This is a genomic window from Flavobacterium polysaccharolyticum, assembly GCF_038739875.1.
GTDB lineage: Bacteria > Bacteroidota > Bacteroidia > Flavobacteriales > Flavobacteriaceae > Flavobacterium > Flavobacterium polysaccharolyticum.
Map to the genome: position 1 here is coordinate 50,981 of NZ_JBCGDP010000006.1, position 26,523 is coordinate 77,503.

26 protein-coding genes are annotated in these 26,523 nt (G+C 34.6%); 11 read left to right on the plus strand and 15 right to left on the minus strand.

From position 1 onward, the window contains the following. Nucleotides 1–357: 357 nt before the first annotated feature. From WFZ86_RS07750 to WFZ86_RS07785, 8 genes are all read right to left on the minus strand, one after another. Entirely contained in the window at nt 358–927 is a 570-nt protein-coding gene (locus tag WFZ86_RS07750; RefSeq protein ID WP_342691411.1) for a helix-turn-helix domain-containing protein, read from the minus strand. Nucleotides 928–966: 39 nt separating this feature from the next. Then, entirely contained in the window at nt 967–2,262 is a 1,296-nt protein-coding gene (locus WFZ86_RS07755; RefSeq protein ID WP_342691412.1) for a cryptochrome/photolyase family protein, read from the minus strand. Beyond that, the gene (locus WFZ86_RS07760; RefSeq protein ID WP_315145834.1) at nt 2,262–2,723 is read right to left on the minus strand and encodes an SRPBCC family protein; all 462 of its coding nucleotides are present in this window, start codon (nt 2,721–2,723) and stop codon (nt 2,262–2,264) included. Before WFZ86_RS07760 ends, WFZ86_RS07755 begins: the two co-directional genes overlap by 1 nt. A 167-nt stretch (nt 2,724–2,890) precedes the next feature. Continuing rightward, nucleotides 2,891–3,331 (minus strand): sterol desaturase family protein, encoded by a 441-nt coding sequence (locus tag WFZ86_RS07765; protein WP_024981255.1) that lies wholly within the window; start codon nt 3,329–3,331, stop codon nt 2,891–2,893. A 24-nt stretch (nt 3,332–3,355) separates the two neighbouring features. Then, nucleotides 3,356–4,195, minus strand: a complete 840-nt coding sequence (locus tag WFZ86_RS07770) for a phytoene/squalene synthase family protein (protein ID WP_342691413.1) — start codon at nt 4,193–4,195, stop codon at nt 3,356–3,358. 3 nt (nt 4,196–4,198) lie between these two features. Continuing rightward, nucleotides 4,199–5,668: a phytoene desaturase family protein gene (locus tag WFZ86_RS07775; RefSeq protein WP_342691550.1), complete on the minus strand. Its 1,470-nt coding sequence runs from the start codon at nt 5,666–5,668 to the stop codon at nt 4,199–4,201. 26 nt (nt 5,669–5,694) lie between these two features. Continuing rightward, nucleotides 5,695–6,591 (minus strand): MerR family transcriptional regulator, encoded by an 897-nt coding sequence (locus tag WFZ86_RS07780; RefSeq protein WP_342691414.1) that lies wholly within the window; start codon nt 6,589–6,591, stop codon nt 5,695–5,697. A gap of 64 nt (nt 6,592–6,655) precedes the next feature. Further along, nucleotides 6,656–7,615, minus strand: coding sequence for an ion channel (locus WFZ86_RS07785; RefSeq protein ID WP_342691415.1), 960 nt, complete (start codon nt 7,613–7,615; stop codon nt 6,656–6,658). 140 nt (nt 7,616–7,755) lie between these two features. On the opposite strand from WFZ86_RS07785, the gene WFZ86_RS07790 reads away from it, so the two are divergent. Genes WFZ86_RS07790 through WFZ86_RS07810 form a run of 5 tightly spaced genes read left to right on the plus strand, consistent with a single transcriptional unit; the run spans nt 7,756 to nt 11,219 of the window. Then, complete coding sequence (locus WFZ86_RS07790; protein WP_342691416.1) at nt 7,756–8,133, plus strand: hypothetical protein; 378 nt, start codon at nt 7,756–7,758, stop codon at nt 8,131–8,133. A 28-nt stretch (nt 8,134–8,161) separates the two neighbouring features. Continuing rightward, complete coding sequence (locus tag WFZ86_RS07795; protein ID WP_342691417.1) at nt 8,162–9,049, plus strand: dienelactone hydrolase family protein; 888 nt, start codon at nt 8,162–8,164, stop codon at nt 9,047–9,049. A 33-nt stretch (nt 9,050–9,082) separates the two neighbouring features. Then, nucleotides 9,083–9,721: a CatB-related O-acetyltransferase gene (locus WFZ86_RS07800; protein WP_342691418.1), complete on the plus strand. Its 639-nt coding sequence runs from the start codon at nt 9,083–9,085 to the stop codon at nt 9,719–9,721. After that, complete coding sequence (locus tag WFZ86_RS07805) at nt 9,711–10,364, plus strand: hypothetical protein (protein WP_342691419.1); 654 nt, start codon at nt 9,711–9,713, stop codon at nt 10,362–10,364. Before WFZ86_RS07800 ends, WFZ86_RS07805 begins: the two co-directional genes overlap by 11 nt. Before the next feature lie 9 nt (nt 10,365–10,373). Then, complete coding sequence (locus tag WFZ86_RS07810; protein ID WP_342691420.1) at nt 10,374–11,219, plus strand: sulfurtransferase; 846 nt, start codon at nt 10,374–10,376, stop codon at nt 11,217–11,219. Between the two features lie 75 nt (nt 11,220–11,294). On the opposite strand, the gene carB is transcribed toward WFZ86_RS07810, so the two are convergent. Beyond that, nucleotides 11,295–14,147: a carbamoyl-phosphate synthase large subunit gene (gene carB, locus WFZ86_RS07815; RefSeq protein WP_342691421.1), complete on the minus strand. Its 2,853-nt coding sequence runs from the start codon at nt 14,145–14,147 to the stop codon at nt 11,295–11,297. Between the two features lie 123 nt (nt 14,148–14,270). Next, nucleotides 14,271–14,432 (minus strand): 50S ribosomal protein L34, encoded by a 162-nt coding sequence (rpmH, locus tag WFZ86_RS07820; RefSeq protein WP_008464848.1) that lies wholly within the window; start codon nt 14,430–14,432, stop codon nt 14,271–14,273. 167 nt (nt 14,433–14,599) lie between these two features. Between rpmH and WFZ86_RS07825 the strand changes: the two genes are divergently transcribed. Then, a complete protein-coding gene (locus WFZ86_RS07825) occupies nt 14,600–15,115 on the plus strand; it encodes a DUF2892 domain-containing protein (RefSeq protein WP_342691422.1) in 516 nt (171 codons plus the stop codon). Between the two features lie 45 nt (nt 15,116–15,160). Here the strand turns inward: WFZ86_RS07825 and WFZ86_RS07830 are convergent, their stop codons facing one another. After that, nucleotides 15,161–15,835 carry an alpha/beta fold hydrolase gene (locus tag WFZ86_RS07830; protein ID WP_342691423.1) on the minus strand — a complete coding sequence of 225 codons (675 nt, stop codon included), beginning with the start codon at nt 15,833–15,835 and terminating at the stop codon, nt 15,161–15,163. Between the two features lie 256 nt (nt 15,836–16,091). Here WFZ86_RS07830 and WFZ86_RS07835 point away from each other — a divergent pair, with 256 nt between their 5' ends. Beyond that, nucleotides 16,092–16,376 carry a GNAT family N-acetyltransferase gene (locus tag WFZ86_RS07835; protein WP_342691424.1) on the plus strand — a complete coding sequence of 95 codons (285 nt, stop codon included), beginning with the start codon at nt 16,092–16,094 and terminating at the stop codon, nt 16,374–16,376. A 31-nt stretch (nt 16,377–16,407) separates the two neighbouring features. Here the strand turns inward: WFZ86_RS07835 and WFZ86_RS07840 are convergent, their stop codons facing one another. The 4 genes from WFZ86_RS07840 to WFZ86_RS07855 form a co-directional block, all read right to left on the minus strand. After that, entirely contained in the window at nt 16,408–17,505 is a 1,098-nt protein-coding gene (locus tag WFZ86_RS07840) for a hypothetical protein (protein WP_342691425.1), read from the minus strand. A gap of 123 nt (nt 17,506–17,628) precedes the next feature. After that, nucleotides 17,629–19,266 carry an ABC-F family ATP-binding cassette domain-containing protein gene (locus WFZ86_RS07845; protein WP_315140298.1) on the minus strand — a complete coding sequence of 546 codons (1,638 nt, stop codon included), beginning with the start codon at nt 19,264–19,266 and terminating at the stop codon, nt 17,629–17,631. Between the two features lie 174 nt (nt 19,267–19,440). Further along, nucleotides 19,441–20,616, minus strand: a complete 1,176-nt coding sequence (locus tag WFZ86_RS07850; RefSeq protein ID WP_342691426.1) for a GlmU family protein — start codon at nt 20,614–20,616, stop codon at nt 19,441–19,443. 151 nt (nt 20,617–20,767) lie between these two features. After that, nucleotides 20,768–21,019 carry a type B 50S ribosomal protein L31 gene (locus WFZ86_RS07855; protein WP_159682559.1) on the minus strand — a complete coding sequence of 84 codons (252 nt, stop codon included), beginning with the start codon at nt 21,017–21,019 and terminating at the stop codon, nt 20,768–20,770. 244 nt (nt 21,020–21,263) lie between these two features. On the opposite strand from WFZ86_RS07855, the gene WFZ86_RS07860 reads away from it, so the two are divergent. The 4 genes from WFZ86_RS07860 to WFZ86_RS07875 all read left to right on the plus strand — a co-directional run bounded on the left by WFZ86_RS07860 (nt 21,264) and on the right by WFZ86_RS07875 (nt 26,471). Beyond that, the gene (locus WFZ86_RS07860; protein ID WP_342691427.1) at nt 21,264–21,797 is read left to right on the plus strand and encodes a DUF4199 domain-containing protein; all 534 of its coding nucleotides are present in this window, start codon (nt 21,264–21,266) and stop codon (nt 21,795–21,797) included. 9 nt (nt 21,798–21,806) lie between these two features. Then, entirely contained in the window at nt 21,807–22,763 is a 957-nt protein-coding gene (locus WFZ86_RS07865) for a glycosyltransferase family 2 protein (protein WP_342691428.1), read from the plus strand. A gap of 66 nt (nt 22,764–22,829) precedes the next feature. Then, nucleotides 22,830–24,557, plus strand: a complete 1,728-nt coding sequence (locus tag WFZ86_RS07870; protein ID WP_342691429.1) for a phospho-sugar mutase — start codon at nt 22,830–22,832, stop codon at nt 24,555–24,557. Nucleotides 24,558–24,635: 78 nt separating this feature from the next. After that, nucleotides 24,636–26,471, plus strand: coding sequence for an ABC transporter ATP-binding protein (locus WFZ86_RS07875; protein WP_342691430.1), 1,836 nt, complete (start codon nt 24,636–24,638; stop codon nt 26,469–26,471). Nucleotides 26,472–26,523 lie beyond the last annotated feature (52 nt).

The following is a 26,523-nucleotide window of genomic DNA, read 5'->3' on the forward strand; positions in this document are numbered from 1 at the left end:
ACAACAATTTCGGAAGATAAACAGTGAATACTTTTTCAAGCATCCGTCATCTAAAAAAGAGCCACGAATGCACCAATTGCAGCTAGAATACTATAATAATTGTGGTGCAATTTGCTTTGGTTCTTCAATTCACAAATAACATGAATTTTAGAATTTGAACCATTAAAAACACCTTATAATCAACACATTATCTTCTAAAATTTCCACTACAAAAAACAAGAATAAACACTAATTTATAACCGTTTTTTATTCCACGAATTCTTAAGGATCTATAAAATTAGTGCAATTCAATTTTAATATTTATAAAAATTAGTGTCAATTTGTGCATTCGTGGCTAACTTTTTTAAGGGAAACGAACTACTTTGCTTGGACTTGATCTAAAGGAATGCGTCGTTCAGAACGAAGATTTTTGAAATAACTTGGTGTTAATCCCGTTACACTTTTGAATTGATTGCTCAAATGTGCTACGCTGGAATACTGCAACTGGAATGCAATTTCACTCAAAGTCAATTCGTTGTACACCAACAATTCTTTGACTTTTTCGATTTTTTGAGCGATGAAATATTTCTCAATCGTAGTGCCTTCGAGTTCAGTAAATAAAGTAGTAATGTATTTATAATCACAATCCAATTGGGTGCTCAAATAATCGGAAAGGGTGTTTTTGAGTGCCGAATTTTGATTTTGAACCAAATCAATAATCAAGTTTTTCACTTTTTCAACACCTTGTTTTTTTTGGTCTTCGATGATTTCAAAACCAACATTTTGAAGTGTTTTAGCAATAATTTGCTGGTCACTTACAGCAAGGTCCTTTTCAAAAACTACTTCACCAAGAGATACGGAAAGTGGCGCAAATCCGCTCTTTTCCAACTCAGATTGTACCACCATAATACAACGCTGGCACACCATATTTTTGATATAGATTTTCATTTTTGGAGTTTTTTGTAAAAATACAAAATATGTGATTGCTTATTTCAAAATCCCTGCTTTGTACGTAGCGATTGCGCGGTCTCTTGCCATAGCGTGTTCCACCATAGGTACTCCGTAACCTAAATCAAATTCAGGAATCCATTTTCGGATGTAGTGTCCTTTGGCATCAAATTTTTGCAATTGAATATCGGGATTGAACACTCTAAAATAAGGAGCGGCATCACAGCCAGTGCCTGCAGCCCACTGCCAATTACCCACATTGGCAGACAAATCATAATCTAAGAGTTTTTGAGCGAAATAGGCTTCGCCCCATTGCCACGGTAATAACAAATGTTTGCACAAGAAACTAGCCACCACCATACGCACTCTATTGTGCATATAACCCGTAGCATTGAGTTCGCGAATACCTGCGTCAACCATTGGATAACCTGTATTTCCTGAACACCAGCGTTGAAAGTCGGCTTGGTCATTGCGCCATTGTATGCCGTCGTAAGCTGATTTAAAATTGTGTTGGACTACTTTGGGGAAATGATACAAGATTTGCATAAAAAATTCTCTCCAAATGAGTTCGCTCAAGAAAACGTCATTTTTACGCGCTGCCCAATTCACTAATTTTCGAACACTAACAGTACCAAATCGCAAATGTGGTGACAAATAAGAGGTTGTATCTAATGCTGGAAAATCACGGGTTTCGTGATAATTTGCAATTTTAGTCAAATTGTGGGGTTTGACTTTGATGGTACTCGTTTCAAAACCAATAGCAGACAAGGAAGGAAATACGAAGGAACTAGCCAACCAATTTTTAGAAAAAACTGTCGTATCGTGTTCCGCAACAGGTGCTATCATTTTGTATTTTTCTAGCCATTTGTTTTTATAGGGCGTGTAAACCGTGTAAGGCAAACCGTCGGCCTTGGTGATTTCGGCTTCTTCAAAAATGACTTGGTCTTTGAATGCCTGAACTTTTACGCCATTTTGAGCTAACAATTCAGTAATCTGTTGGTCTCTGTTTATGGCATAGGGTTCGTAATCTTTATTGAAAAAAACTTCTTTGACCTCAAATTCGGTTATTAATTGATGCCAAACATCTTGGGTTTTTCCTTTTTTTACTAAAAGAGAACTTCCAAATTCGGCTAATTTTTCGTTGATTTTCGAAAGTGATTCGTAGATAAAAGTAACTCTAGCATCGTCTTTGGGCAAATGTTCCAAAATGGCCTCATCAAAAATGAAAAGAGGAAGTACTGGATAGCCACTTTGTAACGCCTGATACAAGCCTACATTATCTTCTAACCGCAAATCGCGACGAAACCAAAAAACAGTAATAGGCTGGGCAGTCATTATTTGGTATTAAAAAGTTCATCTACGGCTTTTTCTCGATAAGAGAATATTTCTTTTAACTTGCTTTTGACCACAAGTGTGTTCATAATGCGACCCAAAAAACCAAGAGGAAGGGCGTAATGAACAACATCCGTCATTTTTACTCCGTTTTCGGTGGCTTCAAAGAAATGTTTGTGATGCCACAAAGTATAAGGTCCAAATCGCTGCTCGTCTATGAAATAGCTTTTGTCTTTTACGGCTGTAATGATGGTCATCCAACCGAGTTTTATTCCTGCCAAAGGCGACACTTTATATTGAATCACTTGACCAGGATAGGCGGTTCTTCCGTCGAAATCTACGATTTGAAACCCCATATCCAAAGGCGTAATTTTTTGCAGATTTTGTGGACTAGAGAAAAAAGCCCAACATTCGTCAAGTGTAGCGTTGACGTGTTGCACGGTTTCTAATTTATATACTTTCATAATATGTACGATAAATGATATTGATTTCCCTGCGTGAGGGGTAGTAATGGAGCTCTTGTTGTAGTGGCGATAAAGGCCACTACAACAAAGCGGGAATGGATGACCCGACCCCCGATTGGAGAATCGTGTCGTTAGTATATTCGTGTTTCGGGGGGCACGCCCAAAAACTACATTTTATAATATTTGAACGGAACGAATAGCATTCCGAAACATTCGCCGTGTTCTTTACCTAAATGTTTGTGGTGTACTTTGTGGGCTTTTCGTAGGCCTATAAGATACTTGTTGTTGGTGTTTTTGAACCATTTGAAGCGTTGATGAATCAATACATCGTGGATTAGAAAGTAACATAATCCATAAAAAAAGATACCCAATCCTATAAAAAACAAATAATTAAGACCACCTTCTACACCAAAATAAAAAAGGAGAATACTCGGAATGGCAAAGATGACAAAGAAAATATCGTTCCGCTCAAAGATATGTGCATATTTTGGCTGATGGTGGTCGGCGTGAAAATACCACATAAAACCGTGCATCACGAACTTATGTGTACACCAAGTGACGCACTCCATAAAAAGAAAAACTCCTAGAAATATGAAAAAATTAAGCATTTTGAATGAATTTGAAATGAAATATTAAACTAATCGCAACTTGTACGTTACGAAAGATTGCGCCAACAATCCCGCTTTGGAATAATTGGAAACGCGTATTCTTGATGTGCCGATTTTGTGTGAAGGAGTGCGCTCTAACTTATTCAATAGTTTTTTGTAATAGACATAGGCTGTAAAAACACCAAATTTAGCTTCAAGCGGTAATTTCTTAATGCCTTCTCTTGCTGCTTTAAAATCTTCATCAATTTCAGCAATAATGGCTTTTTTTGCTTCATCATCAAAAGAACGAAGGTCTACCCCTGGAAAATAATTGCGATTCAAAACCAGATTGTCGTCTTTTAAATCTCTCAAGAAATTCACTTTTTGAAAAGCAGAACCTAAGCGCATCGCTTCGTCTTTAAGGGCATCATATTTTTCTTGATCTCCTTGAACAAAAACTTTAAGACACATTAAGCCCACCACATCAGCTGAACCGTAAATATAATCATCGTATTCCGCCTTGGTGTTATACTCTGATTTTACCAGGTCCATTTTCATACTTTTTAGAAAAGCTTGCACTAAATCATCAGAAATATTATTCTTTTTTACAGTGATTTGAAAGGCATTCAGGATAGGATTCAAACTAATTCCTGAAGCCAATGCCTTGTAATAATCGGTTTCAAAATCTTGAATCAATTGTTCCTTTTGATATCCGTGAAAAGAGTCTACGATTTCGTCAGCAAAGCGGACAAAACCATATATATTATAGATATCTTCTCGAATACTTGGCGCTAGCATTTTTACGGCCAAAGAGAAAGAAGTACTATAGCTCCTGGTAACTAACTTACTACACTTAAAAGATACATCATCAAATAATTGCTTCATAATTTACGCTTCTGAAAATTTTTTATTAATTAACTCTGATACTAACTTTCCTGAAATTAATGCAGGTGGAACGCCTGGTCCTGGCACTGTTAATTGTCCAGTGAAATATAAATTGTTTACTTTTTTACTTTTCAATTTTGGTCTCAAAAAAGCCGTTTGGAGTAGCGTATTGGCCATACCATAGGCATTTCCTTTGTATGAATTATATTCAGAAACAAAATCATTTTTACAAAATGATTGTTTAAATATAATATTATTTTTTACAGTTTGTTGCGTAAGTTGCTCAAAACGAGTAATTATTTTATCAAAATACTGTTCTCTCAACGCTTCGCTATCATTAATTCCTGGAGCTAAAGGCACCAAAAAGAAAGCAGACTCCATGCCTTCTGGTGCTGCTGTTGGGTCCGTAAGAGAGGGAAAATTAGCGTAAAACAAAGGTTCTTTTGGCCATTGTGGTTCATCGTAAATATCTTTGGCATGTTGGTAAAAATCAACATCAAAGAATAAAGCGTGATGAGAAATATTTTCTATTTTTTTATCAAAACCAACATAAAAAAGTAATGAGGAAGGTGCAAAAACGCGACTTTCCCAATACGCTTCTGAGTAAGCTCGATGCTCTTTATCCAATAAAGTTTCTGTATGATGATAATCGGCACCACTTAACACTACATCAGAGGTGATGGTTTGTCCGTTGATAACCACTGATTTTGCAGTTTTGTTTTCGACTACAATTTTTTCGATGGCTGCATTGGTTACAAACTTAACGCCTAACTCCCTAGCCAAACTTTCCATAGCTAAAACTACATCAAACATTCCTGTTTTGGGATGCCAAGTTCCTAAACCAAAATCGGCGTAATTCATAAAGCTATAAAACGAAGGCGTGTCAGAAGGTTTAGCCCCTAGAAAAAGAACAGGAAATTCAAGAATCTGAATCAATCTTGGATTGGTAAACTTTTTGCGAACATCTCTACTGATATTGCTAAAAAATTGTCCTACTTTTTTGGCCGTTTTAGTAGTTACTAACTCTAGTGGAGATACTCCTGGGCGGTACACCAAATCCTTTATGGCAATATCATAATTGCTTTGGGCTTCGGCCATAAAAGCTCTGAGGATTTTACCACTTCCTTTTTCTATTGCTTCGAAAGTTTGGGCTATTTCGTCTAAATTATCAGCAATAGCTATAAAATCATTGATTCCAAAATATACTCTGTAAGCTGGAGACAGTTTGATTAGCTCATAATAATCTGTAGTTTTCTTTCCAAAATCAGCAAAAAAACGTTCAAAAATATCGGGCATCCAATACCAGCTGGGTCCCATATCAAAAGTAAAACCGTCAGCTTTTAACTGTCTTGCTCTTCCGCCAATTGTTGCATTTTTCTCAAAAACAGTAACATCGTGGCCACTTTGGGCCAAATAACAAGAGGCTGATAAAGCAGAAAAACCAGATCCAATAATTGTGATTTTTTTCATTATGTATGAAGGGGCGTTAATTAAAAAGGCTAAATGGCGTCAACCAATTCTGTCATTGATCCGAAAACTCTAGTATCATCAGCAATTTTTTCTTTATTGATGTTTTCGACTAAACGACCAATAAACCACAATTGCGTTCCATCTCCCAACAACTCAGACTCCATAGTCGACACATAATTATTAATCGCTTCACGATCAGGCTGAACTGTCATATAAGTAACATAGACAATGGGGCCAAAATTATTTTTCAAGACTTTTAAGTTATCAATCGGCATGCTTTCCCCCAAATAAATCGTTTTGAAGCCTTGTAACAAAATTTCGTAATGCAAATACATCAAGCCTAATTCATGAATTTCATTCATTGGCAAAGACAACACAAATACTTTGTCGTGATGTTGTACAGGCTGCGTTTGTAATTGCTCAATATTAATTAATAATTTTTGTTTGATTAAATAGCTCACAAAATGTTCATGTGCTGGAGTAATCGTATCGGTTTGCCATAACAATCCTAATTCATTCATCAATGGGACAAAGACCTGCATAAAAACCTCTTTGAATGTTTTCTTAGCAATCAGCCAATCATAGGTTTTAAAAAACAAGTCTTGGTCAAAATTCATCATTGCCATTTTAAAATCACTAATTGCGTGATTATTGGCATTTTTGGAGGTGATAATTTCACGCACCAATGAAGGAATTTTTTCTTCAGAATAGGTAGCAATTTTCGAAATCTTGTATCCATAGTCGTGAAGTAACGTAATGTTTAACAATTTTTGCAGACTATGAAGATCATATAAACGAATATTTGTATCCGTTCGCATGGGTTGCAAAACATTGTATCGTTTTTCCCATATACGAATCGTATGTGCTTTAATCCCTGAGAGGTTTTCTAGGTCTTTGATGCTAAATACATTTTTAATATTGTTCATTGTTTTTGAAAATTTATTAAACAAAAGTAAAATATTTTTTTTGATAAACAATGGAAAATAAAAATTATAACGTCACTTTTTCAAAATCATTGAGCTGATCTAAATGTATTAAAGTATGCGAGTGTTTTGTACTACTTTCAAACATCGACCTAAACTTAGCACCATAAACGACTTCTGGAAAAATATAAGACGTTCTTGTTGCAACCGTTGTGCTGTACATATCATCAAAAGTTTTAATAAAAACTAATATTTCACCTTGTAAGGTTTCGAAATCTTGGGCAGTAAATTGATAAAATGGGCTTTTTTCGGTAATGGGATGTACAATTGTCCAACTAAGCATTAGGGTATTCACTTTACTGATTTCTAAATCTAACGTATAAAACTTGTTCGTCAACACGCCATTTTCTTCTATACTCAAACCAAATGTTGCATTGACTTCTGTATCCAAATAATTAGTGTTTTTGTAGGGTGCCATTCTAAACATTAATGCTGTTCCTCCATGATATGGTGCGATAATCGCATTCTCAGAAAACCTTAGATAAACTCTAGGCTTACTAAAACGCCCGAAAAACAAACCTGTTGCAATAGCAAAACTCAGAAGTCCCGTTAACGCTTCGGCTGCAGAGAGCGAACTGGTTAAAAAACCAACGGGACTTATATGACCATATCCAACAGTGGTAAAAGTTTGTGCACTAAAAAAATAAGCTTGTCCAAACTGCTCCCATTGACTTTGAGTAGTCGCTATACCATTTAAGTGTTCTATTCCGATGGCGAAATACAAACAAGCAAAAACAAAATTAATTCCTATGTAAAACAACAACAATAGCAGAAGGAACTTCCAAGTAGGCAAATCCAAAAGTGTATGGTACCAACTATTTCTTTCAAAAAAAGTTAAGCCTAAACGTTTCACTCTAGCACTACCTTCCTTGTCCAAAAAGCGTTTTCCGTTCACAGTAGCATTGGTCCCAAATCCAGTATTGATAATGGGCGTTAATTTGGAATTCAATCGTTGAAAAAGAGCCATAAAACTTGAAGATTATATACCAAAAACAGTATTTTAGTTATTTTTAATGCAATAAAAATAACTAAATAACGCTAGAATTTATAATCACTCATTAAGTAAGCGAAAAAAAAGTTATTTTTATATGCAAAAACCTTCTATCTATGAGAACACTATTTTTCATAATTGTATTTGCTACTTCTCAAATGAATGCTCAGCAGCTCAAAATGCACATTCCTGTAGCATCTTTTCAACCTAAATTGGTGTTTTCAAATTACAACAGCATCCAATTTACTTATCCTAATTTCAGTTTCAAAACGCATACTACACCCTATTTGTTGAATATTTATAATCCCACTAGTGGTTTGAACGATACATTTTATTTAAAAAACCAAGAATCAAAATACAGTAAATCGTTTTATATTCCACAAAACGCTCTGTATGCGAGTGGAACAAAAATAGATTCTTTTAACCCTTACGGAACTAATAATATTGGAGCCGCCTTAGCTCTTGGGGTAATAGATTTATTACTCAACAAATAAAACCTACATAACCAAAAAACAACCCACCATGAAAGAGATTACCAAAGCTGATATTAGCCAAGAAGTTTTTGATTTATATGATGATTATGCCCATAACAAAATTGAAAGAAGGCAATTTATTGAAAAATTATCGCTTTTTGCTGTGGGTAGTTTGACTGTTCCTACACTACTCAATTTCATAACGCCAAATTATAAAGACACTCAAACTATCGCAGCCGATGATCCAAGATTAGAATCAGCCATGATTAGCTACCCTTCCACAAAAGGAGGCGGAACAATCAAAGGATTACTTTCTAAACCAACAGACAAAAAGAAAAAACTTCCAAGTATTATTGTAGTTCATGAAAACAGAGGTTTAAATCCCTACATTGAAGATGTTGGAAGAAGAGGAGCTATAGATGGCTTTATCACATTAGCACCCGATGCTTTGAGTCCGCTTGGTGGATATCCCGGAAATGATGATGCTGGTCGTGAATTACAAAAAAAACGCACCCGTGAAGAAATGCTCGAAGATTTTATTGCCGCTTACGAATTTTTAAAAGATCATAAAGATTGTAATGGCCATGTGGGTGTAGTAGGATTTTGTTTTGGCGGTTGGATTGCCAATATGATGGCCGTTCGAATACCAAAATTAGGAGCAGCAGTACCGTTTTATGGTGGTCAACCTAGCGCAGAAGATGCTGCTAAAATAAAAGCACCGCTTTTGATACAATATGCAGGCTTAGATACTCGAGTAAATGAAGGCTGGCCGGCCTATGAAACCATTTTAAAACAAAATAAAGTCGATTATACTGTTCACATCTATCCCGATGTAAATCATGGTTTTCACAACAATACTACGCCTAGATATGATGAAAAAGCAGCCACTTTAGCTTGGACAAGAACCATTGATTTTTTCAAAAAAAATCTAAAATAAATAGCAATCAGAAAAAGACACCAAAAGAGTAATATGCAATACCCAAATAAAGATCAAAAATTTCCACTCGAAAACTACACAAGATTATGTTTCTTAAAAAACACAATCACCAATCCCAACATTATAGTTGGAGACTATACCTATTATGATGATTTTGAAGATGTGTCAAATTTTGAAAAAAATGTAAAATATCATTTTGATTTCATAGGAGATCAATTGATTATTGGTAAGTTTTGCATGATTGCTTCTAACGTGACGTTTATTATGAACGGAGCGAACCATTTAACCCAAAGCATTAGTTCGTATCCCTTTGCGATCTTTGGCCACGATTGGCAAAATGCTATGAAACACAAAACATATCCGAACAAAGGAAACACAATAGTAGGCAATGATGTTTGGATAGGTTACAATGTGACAATTTTACCAGGAATAACAATAGGTGACGGAGCAATAATTGCTGCCAATACAACAGTAACCAAAAATGTTCCACCATACTCGATAGTGGGAGGCAACCCATCAAAAGTGATTAAAAAAAGATTCACTGATGAAAAAATCGAAACACTTTTAGAACTTAAGTGGTGGGATTGGGATATAGAAAAAATCACCAAACATGTCGCTGATCTTACAGGCGATGCTATTACTAATTTGAAAGCTATTGCAAATGAAGAATAGCCTCCTTCTATTATTTTTTCTCTGTTTTACTCCCTTTTTTTACGCACAAGAAAAGGTAATAAATATTGACCCAGAAGAAATAATTATAGAAGAAGTCACTAATGGAAAAATAGAGAACAACATATTCATCTGTAATCTATTTGATTGGAAAATTGCTATACCAAAAGGATTTAAAGTAACCGAACTCAAAACATCTGAAGAACTTCAAAACAAAGGATATACTTTTATCAAAAACAATGTTCAAGAAGCTACCTCTATCCATTCCAAACCTCCACTTTTGATTGGTTTTGAAAGGAACAAATACAACTATTTCAGTTCAAGCTACGAATCTCTTAAAGGTGATAAAAAAGTAACTTTGGAAGAGCATAAGAATTTTTCGGTTCAATTATTAACCAATACCTATACTAAAATAAAAGAACTCAAATCCGAAATAAAAGCTTCAAATCTAAAGTTAGGACCTCGCCAATTCTACAAAATAACGATTAGACTCTACAATGCTAAAAATGACAGACTTGTATTAACACAAGAAATCTATAACACTTTCATCAATAATCATTTGTTTAGTGCCTCCATAAACTACACCAATGAAATTACAGGAATGTTATTATATTATAGTTTGAAAAAATCTTTTGAAACCAACTAAAAATTGAATATGTCAATATCCCCAATTATAAATGCCACAGAGCTACTAACTATTTACAAAACCGAAAACATCCTTTTGATTGATGCCAGCAACGGGCCAAACACTAGACTTAATTATGATAGCAAGCATTTGGAAGGAGCCATTTTTGCAGATGCTAATACACAATTGGCTACTATCGAAACTAATGTTGCTGTTGGAGGAAGACATCCCTTGCCAAGCATTGAAGATTTTTCAAAAACTTTGGGCGATTTAGGAGTTACTCCTCAAACTTGGGTAGTAGTTTATGACGATAAAAATGGAGCAAATGCCGCCGCTCGCTTTTGGTGGATGCTACGCGCTATTGGTCACGAAAAAGTACAAGTACTTAATGGTGGCATTCAAGCAGCAGAGAAAATAGGTTTCCCTGTAAATTCAGAACCAGTTTCTATAGCCAAAAAAGAAAACTATCCTTGTACAACTTGGCAATGGCCTATAGCTTCAATTGATGAAGTAGAAAAAGTAGCTGAACTTCCTTCACATACCGTAATTGATGTTCGAGAAGCTTTTCGCTATAACGGAGAAAGCGAACCCATTGATTTAATTGCAGGGCATATTTCTGGCGCCATCAACATTCCTTTTACTCACAACCTAGATGAAAACGGTTTATTTTTGCCACCAGAAGTTTTAAAAGAAAAATACAGCCCTATCCTTGCCGAATCTTCTACAGAAAATACCATTGTTCATTGTGGTTCGGGTATTACCGCTTGCCATACTTTATTAGCCATACATCATGCAGGTTTTGCTATACCTAAATTGTATGTAGGCTCTTGGAGCGAATGGAGCCGAAACGACAAACCAATAGCTACGAACAAATAACAAAACCGTTAGTTTTTTTTTAAGACACGAAAAAAGCCCCTAAAGAAGGGGCTTTTTCTATAAATTGATTTGAGTTTATTTACTCAAGTACATTTTTCTTCTAGAATACAACTCATAGAATTGATCATCTTTCAAGTCATCAATAAACAAAATACTTTCTCCAGTAGATTTCATTTCTGGCCCTAAAGCTTTGTTTACATTTTTGAACTTACTAAATGAGAAAACCGGTTGTTTAATAGCATAACCTTTTAACTGTGGATTGAAATCAAAATCAGTTACTTTATTTACTCCAAGCATCACCTTTGTAGCATAATTCACGTAAGGTTCACCGTAAGCTTTTGCAATAAACGGTACCGTTCTAGAAGCTCTAGGATTAGCTTCTATGATGTAAACCATATCATCTTTTATCGCAAACTGAATATTGATTAATCCTACCGTTTTCAATGCCAAGGCAATTTTCTTAGTATGATCTTTAATTTGTTGCATTACGAATTCCCCTAAATTAAAAGGAGGCAAAGTAGCATTACTGTCACCAGAGTGTACTCCACATGGCTCAATATGTTCCATAATTCCTATGATGTACACGTTTTCACCATCGCAAATCGCATCCGCTTCAGCTTCAATAGCTCCCGCTAAGTAATGATCTAAAAGTAGTTTGTTACCTGGAATAGACTTCAACAAGTTGATAACGTGTTCTTCTAATTCTTGTTTGTTGATCACGATTTTCATTCCTTGACCACCCAATACATAAGATGGACGAATCAACAATGGGAAATCTAATTTATCTGCTAAAGCCGAAGCTTCATCAGCAGTCTCTGCAATTCCAAACTGAGGGAAAGGAATTTCTAATTCAGTCAAAAGATCAGAGAAACGTCCTCTATCTTCTGCTAAATCTAAAGCTTCAAAACTTGTTCCGATGATTTTTATACCATATTTAGATAGCTTTTCAGCTAATTTCAAAGCGGTTTGTCCACCTAACTGCACGATAACACCTTCTGGTCTTTCGTGTTTGATGATGTCATAAATATGCTCCCAGAAAACTGGTTCAAAATACAATTTATCCGCAGTATCAAAATCAGTAGAAACCGTTTCAGGGTTACAATTGATCATAATGGTTTCGTAACCACACTCTTTTGCCGCTAAAACGCCATGCACACAAGAGTAATCAAATTCAATTCCTTGGCCAATTCTGTTTGGTCCTGATCCAAGAACGACAATTTTCTTTTTATCTGTTACTATACTTTCGTTATCAACATAACGCTCTCCATTGGCTTTTTCAATTTCAGCCTCAAAAGTTGAGTAGTAATATGGTGTTTGCGCTTTAAACTCAGCCGCACAAGTATCAACCAATTTGAACACACGATTGATGTTCATCTTTTCTCTCAACTCGTGTACTTGACTTTCCAAACAACCCATCATATGAGCAATTTGTCTGTCGGCAAATCCTTTTTGCTTGGCTTCAAGTAGCAATTCTCTCGATAAAGTATCTACTTTATAGTTAGAAATTTCTTTTTCCAAGATATAAAGTTCTTCGTATTGTTTTAAGAACCACATATCGATTTTGGTAATTTCGTGAATACGACTCAACGGAATTCCCATTGCAATAGCATCATAAATTACGAAAACACGATCCCAACTAGCAAACGTTAGTTTTTCAATAATTTGCTCGTAATTGGTATACCCTTTTCCGTCAGCACCTAATCCATTACGTTTGATTTCTAATGATTGAGTGGCTTTGTGTAATGCTTCTTGAAACGAACGTCCAATTCCCATTACCTCACCTACAGATTTCATTTGAAGTCCTAACGTTCTATCAGAACCTTCGAATTTATCAAAATTCCAACGAGGAATTTTTACAATTACATAATCTAAAGTTGGCTCAAATAAAGCTGATGTAGATTTTGTAATTTGATTTTGTAGTTCATCTAAGTTGTAGCCCAAAGCCAATTTCGAAGCAATTTTAGCAATTGGATATCCTGTAGCTTTAGAAGCCAAAGCAGAAGAACGAGATACACGAGGGTTGATTTCGATAGCAACGATATCTTCTTTTTCATCAGGAGAAACCGCAAACTGTACGTTACAACCTCCAGCAAAATTTCCGATAGAACGCATCATCAAGATGGCCATATCACGCATTTTTTGGAAAGTCGTATCCGATAAAGTCATTGCTGGAGCTACTGTAATCGAGTCTCCAGTGTGGATTCCCATAGGATCCATGTTCTCGATAGAACAAATGATCACTACGTTGTCATTTTTATCTCTTAAAAGCTCTAACTCATATTCTTTCCAACCTAGTAGCGCTTTATCGATCAATACTTCGTGAATTGGTGACATTTCCAAACCATAGGTTAGTTTTTCATCAAATTCTTCTTTGGTATGAACAAAAGCAGCTCCAGTTCCTCCTAAAGTAAACGATGGACGAATTACTAACGGAAAACCAAATTCTTGAGCAATTTCTTTACCTTCAAGGAAAGAAGTTGCTGTTTTAGCAGGAGCTGTTGGAACATTAATTTTTTGAAGTAGTTGTTTGAACTGCTCTCTATCTTCGGTGATGTTGATTGCATTTACATCAACACCAATCATTTTTATCCCAAAATCGTCCCATATTCCTTTTTCATCCGCCTCCAAACATAAATTCAAAGCTGTTTGACCTCCCATTGTAGGCAAAACAGCATCAATCTGTGGATGTGCTTTAAGAATTTCAATAATAGATTTTGTAGTTAAAGGTTTTAGATAAACGTGATCCGCCATAGAAGGATCCGTCATAATTGTAGCTGGATTCGAATTTATAAGAATAACTTCTATTCCTTCTTCACGAATAGAGCGTGCAGATTGAGAACCTGCATAATCAAATTCGCAAGCTTGACCAATTACAATAGGTCCTGAACCTATTATTAAAACGGATTTTATCGATGTATCTTTTGGCATTTTGTATGGGATTGTGTTGTTATTGTACTTATTCCGAGGAAACTAATCTACGCCTGTCGCGTTTGGGTATAAAAAAAGGCGATACTAACAATAAGTAACGCCTTTATTATGTTTATGAAAACATTATTTTTTGTGTCTAGGTTCGCTAGAAACAGTCAATTTGTGTCTTCCTTTAGCTCTTCTACGCGCTAGAACTTTTCTTCCATTCGCAGACGCCATTCTGTCCATAAATCCGTGTTTATTTCTTCTTTTTCTTTTCGATGGTTGAAATGTTCTTTTGCTCATTGCTTTGTATCTTTAAAATAGTAATTTATATATCTAATTTTCTTTGGACTAACCCTTATTCCAAAACCGAGTGCAAATATACAAAGACTTTTTTTTCTAGCAAGTAGTTTTATAAAAATATTTTTAATTCCTTTTACTATCTTTGCAATCTAAATTTAACACCTATTATGTTTCACAGAAATATCAAACTTATCCTCGCTGCATTAATCATCATTGCAGGAATTTGGCAATTTACAGAGTCTAATATTGGAAACGGAATTTTCCTTTTATTTTTGAGTGCCTTTCCTATTTTTCTTTACTACAAAAATGAATTCATTTTATTAGCCTTTTTAAAATTAAGAAAACAAGATTTCCCTGGCGCTCAAAAATGGTTAGCGTATATCAAAAATCCTGAAACAGCTTTAGTTAAAAAACAACAAGGATACTTTAATTACCTTCACGGAATTATGGTTTCGCAAACAAATATCAATCAAGCTGAAAAATTCTTCAAAAAAGCTATTGAACTTGGACTTTCTATGGATATGGATTTGGCCGTAGCAAAACTTAACTTAGCAGGAATCGCCCTTTCTAGAAGAAGAAAATTAGAAGCAACTAACTTATTGAATGAGGCAAAAAAGTTAGACAAACAAAATATGTTGAAAGAACAAATTACTTTGATGAAAGAGCAAATGAAAAAAATCTAATTGCTACATCCTAATAGTTTACAAAAGGCGATTGACTAATTAAAGTTAATCGCCTTTTTTAGTTCCAGTAAGAATTAATTCTGGTAAATGATCGTTCAACCAACGGAATCTAAACAAAATCATCGCGTGATTTCCGCCTGGTACTACAATTGCATTTGAGATATATTTTATTGGAAAAACATCATCTTGATCCCCATGAACATGAATCACTTTGGTATCAACCTCGGTTCGTTCCCAAAGAATCACTTGTTCAATAGCCCAATCTAAATAATTGATATCTCGAACCGAAAGAAACTTTTCATACAATTGTAATCGGCTTTTAATTTTTTCTCCAAAAGAAAATTTAGCTAAATTCTCTACATTCAGAATCAAACTCGTAGGAATCAATTTGTATGCTTTGGTGGTCTTGGCAACTTTCATTCGTCTAGGAAATTCCAAATTTGTTTTGACGCTCGAAATGATTATAACCCGAAAAGGACGTAAAAATGAAGCCATTTCTTGAACCAATATCCCACCAAACGACACTCCAATCAACACAGGGTTTTCATGAGTTACCTTTACAGCCATTCTTTCAGCATACTGAAAGAGCGTTTCGGAAGGAATCGGAATCTCCCATTCTAATAAGATTATTTCGAACTGTTCTTTGGGTAAATCAATTCGTTCAAAAATAGCGGAACTAGCCGCCAAACCGGGCATAAAGTAAACTGGAATTTTATTCATTTAAGTGTATTCTAAAACAAGCTAAATTTAGCTTTAAAAAACAAAATATGAATCAAATTATTGTAATTTTAATTACTTCTCCTTTAACAACCTTTTGTTAAGTACAAAAAAAATAAACACAGCGTTCTACTAGAAATAACACAATAAATCCTATTGATTGATTATCAATTTATTACCTTTGTAAAAAATTATTCTTTACCCACAAAAGAGTAAGTTTAAAAAAACTAAACTTAATTTTTCAAAAACAATCATTACAATGGAAATTAAAGATAATATTTTTGCACGACAATTTGAAACCATTGTAGCTGAAGGACTTTTAATCGTTGAATATTCCTTTCAAGAGAAAAAGATTTTTCTAACGAAATTCAGTGCACCTGATTCATTTTCTGATGAAGAAATAATCCAACAATTTTTCAAAGCTATTTTAGACAACATCAGTGAACGCAACATGAAAGCCGTCCCAATTTTACCAAAAATCGTACATTTCTTCAAAAAAAATCCTTCGTATAAAGAACTTCTTCCTCCTGGGATTCGTTTATAAAAAAACTACCTTTTTATAGGTAGCTTTCATTTTAATTATTTCGCCCAGCTCGATTGCCTCCCCTATTTACAGCAGTGGGTTTTACTACTGGTCTTGAAGTAGATCGTGCTGATGGAGTACTTGGACGAACATTTGGAGTTGAAGGTCTAGATGTTGAAGGTGATCTATCAGAAGGCCTAGTAGATGGACGATTCACTCCATTACTATTAGAGACATTCGGTTTAACAGAAGGTCTTGTTGCTGGTCTGTTTACCGATGGTCTATTCACATTACTTGGACGAACCACTGAAGAAGCTGGCTGTCTATATGTTCTTCCATCATAAGTAGCCCTATAATTTCCATTTACTCTATTATTTCTCACCACAACCGAAGTAGTTCTTCGATTAGAATAATACACTCGGTGACCTGGATTTCGAATGATTACTGTTCGATGATAGTAACGGTTACCATAATAATGCCTGTGATAACCCCAATAATTATGATAAAAAACAGGACGCCAAGGTCTCCAGTATGGCGGATAATACCCCCAATACCATGGAGAATGCCAAGGTATAAACAATGGAGAAAACATATAAATCACTACAGGCCAAGCACTAACCGTTGTTCCACTACTAGTACTATAATTGTTGGTCGTATTATTGTTAATAACAACCGTTCCTTCGCCCTTATAGCCTGGATTTGGTGTACCTGAAACTCTGTCAACTTCTGCAGGTTCAACAATATAATCTTTACCGTATAATTCTTCATCACCAATGATTTGAACCAACACCTGTCCTTTTTTATCTTTGGTTACCTCAACAACTGCAACATCTTGTTTTTCAGATGAACTAACTGCCACTTGTAAAACCACAAAAAATAAATCTCCTTTCTTCTCACTAACTACTTGAATATAATCAATAGCATCATCATTGTTCAAATCAAGATTATTGATTTTCCCTTCTTCATCATTTATCGCTTTCTCAAAATCCTCTAATGTTTTTGATTTTTGAAAAACATCTAAAACTGCATACAAATTCAAATTATCTCCAGGTATCCCCAATGCTTCAGGTTCATCATTGGATTGAGCATTGATCGAAAGACTAAAACAACTCATTAAGAAAAGTGTCAAATAAGGCAATACATTTTTCATGCTTTTTATTTTTTACCGTTAATACACCTCTAAGATAGACAAAATTGCAAAAGGTTTAATAGTAAATAAAAAAGGCAAGTGAATTGAATCACTTGCCTTTTTTATTATTTCAGAAAAAGTAAATTATTTCTTTTCAATTTCTCGCATACTATCCATTTTCTTATGAGCAAGGAAACCTTTGATATCTTCAAAATGTTCTACCACACGTTTGTTTCCAAATTCAAAAACTTTTGTTGCCAATCCGTCAAGAAAATCACGGTCGTGTGAAACTAGAATTAAAGTTCCGTCAAAATCACGTAAAGCATCTTTAATAATATCCTTAGTTTTCATATCCAAGTGATTGGACGGCTCATCCAGAATCAAAAGATTTACAGGTTCTAACAATAACTTAATCATTGCCAAACGCGTTTTTTCTCCACCCGAAAGCACTTTTACTTTCTTTTGAATATCATCTCCTTGAAACATGAACGCTCCAAGAATATTTTTTATTTGCGTGCGAACATCACCAACAGCAATTCTGTCAATGGTTTCAAATATGGTTGCGTTCTCATCCAACATTGCCGCTTGATTTTGAGCAAAATAACCAATTTGAGCATTGTGCCCAACTTCAACAGAACCTCCGTTAATTTCAATTTCCTTCATGATGGCTTTAATCATAGTTGATTTACCTTCACCATTTTTACCCACGAAAGCCACTTTTTGACCGCGCTCAATTACTAAATTGGCATCTTTAAAAATCAATTTATCGCCATACGATTTTTCCAAATCTTTCACAATAACAGGGTATTGTCCCGAACGAACCGATGGAGGAAATTTCAATCGTAAAGCCGATGTATCAATTTCATCCACTTCAATAGGAACAATTTTTTCTAACATTCTCACACGAGATTGTACGGCATCGGTTTTAGAAAAAGTACCGCGAAAACGCTCAATAAATGCTTGATTATCTGCTATAAATTTTTGTTGCTCATCATATGCTTTTTGCTGATGAACGCGTCTGTCTTTTCTCAATTCTAAATAGTGAGAATATTTAGCTTTGTAGTCATAAATTCTTCCCATTGTTACTTCGATGGTACGATTCGTAATATTATCTACAAAAGCTCTATCGTGAGAAATTACCATAACGGCTTTGGCTTGATTGATTAGAAAGTCCTCTAACCATTCGATACTATCCATATCCAAGTGATTGGTTGGCTCATCGAGTAGAATCAAATCAGGTTTTGTCAAAAGGATTTTCGCCAATTCAATTCGCATTCTCCAACCTCCAGAAAATTCTTTGGTTGGACGATTAAAATCTTCTCTTTCAAAACCTAAACCTTTTAATATTTTTTCAACTTCAGCTTCATAATTGACCTCTTCAATGGAGTAATATTTTTCAGATAGTTCTGAAACTCTTTCAATCAATTTCATGTATTCATCACTCTCATAATCCGTGCGAATAGTTAACTGTTCATTGATATCATCAATTTCTTTTTTCATATTCAAAACACCCGCAAAAGCTTTGGATGTTTCTTCCATAACGGTACAATTATCTTCCGTCAATAAATGCTGTGGCAAATAAGCTACCACCGCATCACTTGGAGCCGAAATAACACCACGAGTGGGTTTGTTCGCACCTGCAACGATTTTTAACAAAGTAGATTTTCCAGCTCCATTTTTACCCATAAGGGCAATTTTATCAGTTTCATTGATAGCAAATGTAACTTCGCTAAACAGCGTTGTGCCACCAAATTCAACGGCAATATCGTTTACTGTAATCATTAATTTAAAAATAAAAGGTTAAAGGTTAAAAATCAGATGATTTCGAACGCCAAAATTTTGAAGGTGCAAAGATAGTTTAAATAAAGAATTGCGCAATTGGTAACCAGATTAAGTGCAATAAAAAATGCCCCTCCAAAACGAAGAGGCATTTTCTATAAACAGTTGAAGCACCAACTATTCTTTGCGATATTTTTTAGTAACTTCAAAAACGTGCTCTAAAATTGCTGCTTCTTTCTCATCAAAAGCAACATTTCTTCGAGACATCACCAATTTAGCGGTTTCAAAAGCTTTTTTAGTTAGATAGGTAGTAAATCCAGAAGCTCCTCCCCACGAGAAACTTGGAACGAAATTTCTAGGAAACCCACTTCCAAAGATATTAGCACTCACTCCTACTACAGTTCCTGTATTAAACATTGTATTGATTCCACATTTGCTATGATCCCCCATCATTAAACCACAAAACTGAAGCCCTGTTTTAGCAAAACCCTCAGTTTGATAGCTCCACAAACGTACTTCTTCATAGTTATTCTTAAGGTTTGAATTGTTGCTATCCGCTCCAATATTACACCATTCTCCTAATACTGAGTCTCCTAAAAAACCATCATGTCCTTTATTGGAATATGCAAAAATCACTACATTTTTCACCTCTCCGCCTACTCTAGAATACGGACCAACAGTGGTTGCCCCATAAATTTTGGAAGCCATTTTAACTTGAGCATTATCGCAAAGCGCAAAAGGACCACGAATCACAGAACCTTCCATAATCTCGGTATCTTTACCAATATAAATAGGACCTGAAGAAGCATTTAAGGTTACATATTCCAACTTAGCCCCTTCCTCAATAAATACATTTTCGGAAGCAATTACATTCACACTTTTAGGAATCGGTTGAGAACGTCTGTCTTGTGTTAAAAGCTCAAAATCTTCTCTTATAGCGACATCGTTCTTAGAAAAAATGTCCCAGGTATTTTCAATAGTGATACAATCGTCGTTGTATTCTATAATATCATAAGTCTCAAAATCAACCTCTTCTTGATTTTCTGAAGTATAAAAAGCAATGATTTCGTCTTTCTTGAAAATGGCTTGATTGGGCTCTAAGTTACTTACCAATTCTGCCAAAATTGCATTCGGCAAAAAAGAAGCATTGATCATAACATTGCCTTCTAATTCTACCATTGGATATTTATCTGATAAATACTCTTCGGTTAAAGTAGTGGTAGTCGACCCAAGGTGGAGTTCCCATTTTTGACGAATAGTCATAATCCCTACGAGAATATCTGCAACGGGTCGGGTAAAGGTAAACGGCAGCAAAGCATTTCGAGCGGGACCGTCAAAAAGAATGTAATTCATAAAAAATTGATTTGGCTTTTGTTTCTTTTTCGATTTGGTTATCAAAGACAAAGTTAAATCATTTTATGGTATAAATTCTATCCAAACAAAGCCAAACAAAAAAAGCCTTTCTAAAAAGAAAGGCTTCATTGTATTTAAAAACGAGTTAAAATTATTTAACGTGTTTTGCGTATTTAGTTTTGAATTTATCAATACGTCCTGCAGTATCGATAAGTTTAGATTTACCTGTGTAAAAAGGGTGAGAAGTTCTAGAGATCTCCATTTTCACTACTGGATATTCAACACCTTCGTGAATAATTGTTTCTTTTGTTTCAGCTGTAGATTTAGTAATAAAAACATCTTCATTTGACATGTCTTTAAAAGCAACTAATCTGTAATTTTCTGGGTGAATACCTTTTTTCATCTTAAATCTTTTTTTTATTGGTTCAATTATAATTTGTTTTGCAGCTTTTCTTCTGAATGAAAAGGTATAAACATCTTATAACTTTTTATTTACACTATTATTTTTGAGTGTGCAAATTTACACTTATTTTTAGATATACAAACCATTGTTGCTTTTTTTTTGTATTTGGCTAAAAAACATTTTTTACCCCACTTTAAATTGGAGAATTCTTATATTTGTGGATTAATTAAAAATCGAACCAATTATGATCAATGAAATTATAAAAAAGAATGGAATTACTTTTGGAGTAATTAATGGAATTGTTTCGTGTATGATTGTTTCAATCATATATGCCATAGATTTAAATTTATTCCTTAAATGGTGGATTACACTTATCATTATTGCAATTTCACTAACGTTATCCATTATACTATTATCAAAAACAAAAAAAGAAATACAGTCCGATTTTTCGTTTAAGGATGCATTTACAACTTATTTCATTTATGCAGCAATTGGTCTTTTGATTTCTACACTATTTAATATTGTATTATGGAATTTTATTGATCCTTCCGCAAAAGAAACTCTGAACGAACTTACTATAAAATATACTGTTTCGATGATGCAAAAATTCAACACTCCTGCGTCTGCAATTAACGAAGCAATAAAAGGAATGAAAGAAAACAGTCAATTTGATATAGATTCACAATTGAAAGGTTATTTCTTCAATCTACTTATCAGTTGCATCTTTGGTCTTATTATGGCAGCTTTTTTCAAAACTAGAAGATCTTATCAAGAATAAAACAATTAAATGAATTTAACTATCCTAATACCACTTCTTAACGAAGAGGAATCCTTACAAGAATTGTACACTTGGATTCTAAAAGTGATGCAATCCAATAACTACTCCTATGAAATCCTTTTTTTGGATGACGGAAGTACCGACAATTCTTGGACCATTATTGAAAATTTTGCTACTACAAATCCCAACGTAAAAGGGATTCGTTTTATGAAAAACTTTGGTAAATCACAAGCGTTACATGCTGGATTTGCTCAAGCCAAAGGTGACGTAATCATCACTATGGATGCCGATTTACAAGATAGTCCTGACGAAATTCCAGGATTATACAACATGATTACCCAACAAAAATATGATTTGGTTTCGGGATGGAAAAAGAAACGCTATGACTCGGTTGTGGCTAAAAATCTGCCTTCAAAATTATTCAATTGGGCTGCTAGAAAAACATCAGGTGTTGAACTGAATGATTTTAACTGCGGATTAAAAGCTTATAAAAATGTTGTAGTCAAAAACATTGAGGTTTCTGGCGAAATGCACCGATACATTCCTGTTCTGGCTAAAAATGCTGGTTTTGGAAAAATTGGAGAAAAAGTTGTACAACATCAAGCAAGAAAATACGGAGAAACCAAATTTGGAATGGATCGTTTCATTAATGGTTTTTTAGATTTAATTACCATTTGGTTTTTATCCCGTTTTGGAAAAAGACCTATGCATCTTTTTGGAGCAATTGGCTCTTTAATGTTTGTTATCGGTTTTGTAGCTGCAGCTTACATCGGGATCTCCAAATTGTATCATATGTATAACGACATGAAATACACTTTGGTCACCAATAATCCTTGGTTTTATATTGCTTTAACAACAATGATTTTAGGTACACAATTGTTTCTTGCTGGATTTCTTGGCGAGATTATTCTCAGAACTAAAAACAATGAAGCGCGATACAAAATTGCCAATCAAATCAATTTATAATCATAATCTCATATAAAAATAAAAAAAATAAACACAATTTATTGTTTCATATAAAATCAATATAAAATGCACATTCCTCAAAATATCCTAGACGCACTTAATATTTGGCTTACCCCAACATTTGATACAGCTACTCAAGATGCTGTAAAAGAATTAATGACTTCCGCTCCAAAAGATTTAGAAGAAAGTTTTTATAAGAACTTAGAGTTTGGAACTGGAGGAATGCGAGGAGTTATGGGAGTTGGAGACAACCGCATCAATAAATATACTTTAGGAAAAAGTACTCAAGGTTTATCCAATTACTTGAAAAGCGTTTTTCCTGGAGAACAAATAAAAGCAGCCATCGCTTTTGACTGTCGTCACAACAGTAAAACCTTAGCAAAAGTTGTAGCTGATGTATTTTCTGCTAACGGAATTGAAGTGTTCCTTTTTTCAGATTTACGTCCTACACCAGAATTGTCTTTTGCCTTAAAACATTTGAACTGCCATTGTGGAATTGTGCTAACTGCGTCTCACAATCCACCAGAATACAATGGTTACAAAGTATATTGGCAAGACGGCGGACAAATTGTACCTCCACAAGATGGTGCAATTATTGAAGTTATTGAGAATCTAAAGTATGACGAAATTAATTTCACGGCTAACGAAGACTTAATTCATTTTATCGATACAGAAATTGATCAAGCATTCATTCAATCCTCTATAGAAAATGCAAGTTTTAATACTCCAGCAACTGCCAAAGAGAATTTAAACATTGTTTTCACCTCTTTACACGGAACTTCAATTACAGTTATTCCTGAAACGCTTTCTAAAGCAGGATATCCAAATGTACATATTGTAGAGGAACAAGCTGTACCAAATGGCGATTTCCCAACCGTAAAATCACCTAATCCAGAAGAACCAGAAGCACTTACTGTGGCATTGGCACTAGCCGACAAAACCAATGCTGACATTGTGGTAGGAACTGACCCAGATTGCGATCGTCTTGGTGTTGCCGTGCGAAATAACGAAGGAAAAATGGTCTTGTTAAACGGAAATCAAACCATGATTTTGATGACCGCCTTTTTGTTAGAAAAATGGAAACAAGCCGAAAAAATCAATGGTAAACAATTTGTAGGTTCTACCATAGTTTCTACACCAATGATGATGGAACTTGCTACAGCCTACGGCGTAGAATGTAAAGTAGGTTTGACTGGATTCAAATGGATTGCCAAAATGATTAAAGACTTCCCAGAATTACAATTCATTGGCGGTGGAGAAGAAAGTTTTGGTTTTATGGTAGGCGATGCCGTAAGAGACAAAGATGCTGTTGCTGCTACATTATTAATTTGTGAAGTTGCAGCTCAGGCTAAAGCCAAAGGAAGCTCTGTTTACAATGAATTAATTCAACTATATGTAGATCATGGATTCTACAAAGAACATTTGGTTTCGTTAACCAAAAAAGGAATGGATGGTTTACAAGCCATTAACCAAATGATGATTGACTTGCGCGAAAATCCTTTAAAAGAAATCAACGATCAACGCGTAATTATGGTAGAAGATTACCAATCTTCAATTGCCAAAAATTTATTGTCTGGCGAAGAATTGACCATGGATATTCCAAAATCAAATGTGCTAATTTATTACACTGAAGATGGTTCTAAAATTTGTGCAAGACCAAGTGGAACCGAACCAAAAATTAAATTTTACATCAGCGTAAATGCCGACTTAAAAACAGCTACTGACTTTGATACCGTAGAAAATATTTTAAATCAAAAAATAAAAAACATCATTGCTGCAATGCAATTGAACTAATATAAAAACCATCTATTTTTCTGACAGACCCGATAAGTCCAAGAACTCATCGGGTCTTGACGATAAAAAACAATTCAAATGGATCAAAATATAAAAAAATTAATACCCTATACAAAACCTTATCAATCCCATATTATTTGGAATGTGATTTATAATGTATTATATGCTTTGTTTAGCACGATTTCGATGTTGACATTGTTTCCTGTTTTACAGGTCCTTTTCGGAAAAACTGAAGATAAAAAAAAATACACTCAACCCGTATACACAGGAATAGGACATCTTAAGGATTATGTAACAGAATATATAAACTTCAAAATATCATCATTATCAGAGAACCAAAGTACTGAGGTAGTACTTTTGTTTGTTGTAGCAATGGTAATTACAACATTTTTCATTAAGAATTTATTCAACTATCTGGCTTCATACCATATCATGCATCTTAAGAACGGTGTTTTAAAGGATTTGAGAAGATCAATGTATGCTAAAATTATTGAGTTACCAATCTCTTATTATTCTGAAAAAAGAAAAGGTGATATGATGGCACGCATGCTAGGTGATGTAAACGAAGTTCAAAATTCTTTTTTTTCTATCCTAGAATTAGTAGTTAAAGAACCTCTAACCATCGTTTTTGCCTTAGGAATGATGTTTGCTATCAGTACAAAATTAACTTTATTTGTTCTGATTTTTATGCCTATTTCGGGTTGGATCATCTCGAAATTAGCAAAAAACCTAAGAAGCAAATCAGCCGAAGCTCAAAAAGAAAGTGGATCGTTAATTTCTGTGGTTGAAGAAACATTAGGTGGGTTAAAAGTTATTAAAAGTTATAATGCTGAACCTACTTTTAAAGGCACTTTCAATAATTCTGTAACACGATTGTTAAATTTAAACAATAGCATAGGAAGTCGAAACAACCTCGCAACACCTTTGAGCGAATTTCTTGGAGTAACCACCATTGCTATTTTACTTTTTTATGGCGGCCTTTTAGTCCTAAATGACAAAACTCTTGACGGAGCTTCTTTTATTGTTTATTTAACACTAGCATTTAACATTCTTACGCCAGCAAAAGCCATTTCAAAAGCATCCTATTCCGTAAAAAATGGTTTGGCCGCGGCGGAACGTGTTTTTGAAGTTCTAGATGTAGAAAACGAAATCACTTCCAAAGAAAATGCCATTCAAAAAAAGGCATTTGAATCGGACATTACCATTTCTAACATCAACTTTAAGTACGAAGACGAGAACGTTTTGAAAAATTTCTCTCTACAAGTAAAAAAAGGACAATCTGTGGCGCTTGTGGGACAATCTGGTAGCGGAAAAAGTACCATTGCAAACTTGCTCACTCGTTTTTATGATGTAAACGAAGGAAACATATCTATTGATGGAATTGACATTAAAGACATCGATTTACAATCACTTCGTGGCTTAATGGGATTAGTAACTCAAGACAGTATATTATTTAATGATACTATTAAAGCCAATATTTCACTTGGCAAACCCAACGCCACAGACGAAGAAATCATCGAAGCTTTAAAAGTTGCCAATGCCTATGAATTCGTATCTACGCTACCTAAGGGTATTTACACCAACATTGGTGATAGCGGAAACAAACTTTCTGGCGGCCAAAAACAACGTTTATCTATTGCCAGAGCGGTGCTTAAAAACCCACCAATTATGATTCTAGATGAAGCCACATCAGCGTTAGACACCGAAAGCGAAAAATTTGTTCAAGTTGCTTTGGAAAACATGATGCAAAACAGAACATCTATTGTTATTGCACATCGCCTTTCTACTATTCAAAAAGCAGATGTCATTGTAGTAATGAAAAAAGGAAAAATTGTTGAACAAGGCACACACGAAGAATTGATTGCTCTTGAAGGCACTTATAACAAATTAGTAACCATGCAATCCCTTGAATAGTCTGAAATGATTTGTATCTTTAAACTAGATTTTAGTCTTTTTTAAATTTTAC

Excerpts from the sequence above, each read along its gene's own strand:
- WFZ86_RS07755 (WP_342691412.1), bottom strand. The coding sequence starts at position 2,262 with ATGACTGCCCAGCCTATTACTGTTTTTTGGTTTCGTCGCGATTTGCGG.
- WFZ86_RS07830 (WP_342691423.1), bottom strand. The coding sequence starts at position 15,835 with ATGAATAAAATTCCAGTTTACTTTATGCCCGGTTTGGCGGCTAGTTCC.
- WFZ86_RS07760 (WP_315145834.1), bottom strand. The coding sequence starts at position 2,723 with ATGAAAGTATATAAATTAGAAACCGTGCAACACGTCAACGCTACACTT.
- WFZ86_RS07800 (WP_342691418.1), top strand. The coding sequence starts at position 9,083 with ATGCAATACCCAAATAAAGATCAAAAATTTCCACTCGAAAACTACACA.
- WFZ86_RS07850 (WP_342691426.1), bottom strand. The coding sequence starts at position 20,616 with ATGAATTACATTCTTTTTGACGGTCCCGCTCGAAATGCTTTGCTGCCG.
- WFZ86_RS07860 (WP_342691427.1), top strand. The coding sequence starts at position 21,264 with ATGATCAATGAAATTATAAAAAAGAATGGAATTACTTTTGGAGTAATT.
- WFZ86_RS07780 (WP_342691414.1), bottom strand. The coding sequence starts at position 6,591 with ATGAACAATATTAAAAATGTATTTAGCATCAAAGACCTAGAAAACCTC.
- WFZ86_RS07770 (WP_342691413.1), bottom strand. The coding sequence starts at position 4,195 with ATGAAGCAATTATTTGATGATGTATCTTTTAAGTGTAGTAAGTTAGTT.
- WFZ86_RS07875 (WP_342691430.1), top strand. The coding sequence starts at position 24,636 with ATGGATCAAAATATAAAAAAATTAATACCCTATACAAAACCTTATCAA.
- WFZ86_RS07825 (WP_342691422.1), top strand. The coding sequence starts at position 14,600 with ATGTTTCACAGAAATATCAAACTTATCCTCGCTGCATTAATCATCATT.
- rpmH (WP_008464848.1), bottom strand. The coding sequence starts at position 14,432 with ATGAGCAAAAGAACATTTCAACCATCGAAAAGAAAAAGAAGAAATAAA.
- WFZ86_RS07805 (WP_342691419.1), top strand. The coding sequence starts at position 9,711 with ATGAAGAATAGCCTCCTTCTATTATTTTTTCTCTGTTTTACTCCCTTT.
- WFZ86_RS07765 (WP_024981255.1), bottom strand. The coding sequence starts at position 3,331 with ATGCTTAATTTTTTCATATTTCTAGGAGTTTTTCTTTTTATGGAGTGC.
- WFZ86_RS07840 (WP_342691425.1), bottom strand. The coding sequence starts at position 17,505 with ATGAAAAATGTATTGCCTTATTTGACACTTTTCTTAATGAGTTGTTTT.
- WFZ86_RS07835 (WP_342691424.1), top strand. The coding sequence starts at position 16,092 with ATGGAAATTAAAGATAATATTTTTGCACGACAATTTGAAACCATTGTA.
- WFZ86_RS07785 (WP_342691415.1), bottom strand. The coding sequence starts at position 7,615 with ATGGCTCTTTTTCAACGATTGAATTCCAAATTAACGCCCATTATCAAT.
- WFZ86_RS07790 (WP_342691416.1), top strand. The coding sequence starts at position 7,756 with ATGAGAACACTATTTTTCATAATTGTATTTGCTACTTCTCAAATGAAT.
- WFZ86_RS07855 (WP_159682559.1), bottom strand. The coding sequence starts at position 21,019 with ATGAAAAAAGGTATTCACCCAGAAAATTACAGATTAGTTGCTTTTAAA.
- carB (WP_342691421.1), bottom strand. The coding sequence starts at position 14,147 with ATGCCAAAAGATACATCGATAAAATCCGTTTTAATAATAGGTTCAGGA.
- WFZ86_RS07870 (WP_342691429.1), top strand. The coding sequence starts at position 22,830 with ATGCACATTCCTCAAAATATCCTAGACGCACTTAATATTTGGCTTACC.
- WFZ86_RS07810 (WP_342691420.1), top strand. The coding sequence starts at position 10,374 with ATGTCAATATCCCCAATTATAAATGCCACAGAGCTACTAACTATTTAC.
- WFZ86_RS07865 (WP_342691428.1), top strand. The coding sequence starts at position 21,807 with ATGAATTTAACTATCCTAATACCACTTCTTAACGAAGAGGAATCCTTA.
- WFZ86_RS07750 (WP_342691411.1), bottom strand. The coding sequence starts at position 927 with ATGAAAATCTATATCAAAAATATGGTGTGCCAGCGTTGTATTATGGTG.
- WFZ86_RS07795 (WP_342691417.1), top strand. The coding sequence starts at position 8,162 with ATGAAAGAGATTACCAAAGCTGATATTAGCCAAGAAGTTTTTGATTTA.
- WFZ86_RS07845 (WP_315140298.1), bottom strand. The coding sequence starts at position 19,266 with ATGATTACAGTAAACGATATTGCCGTTGAATTTGGTGGCACAACGCTG.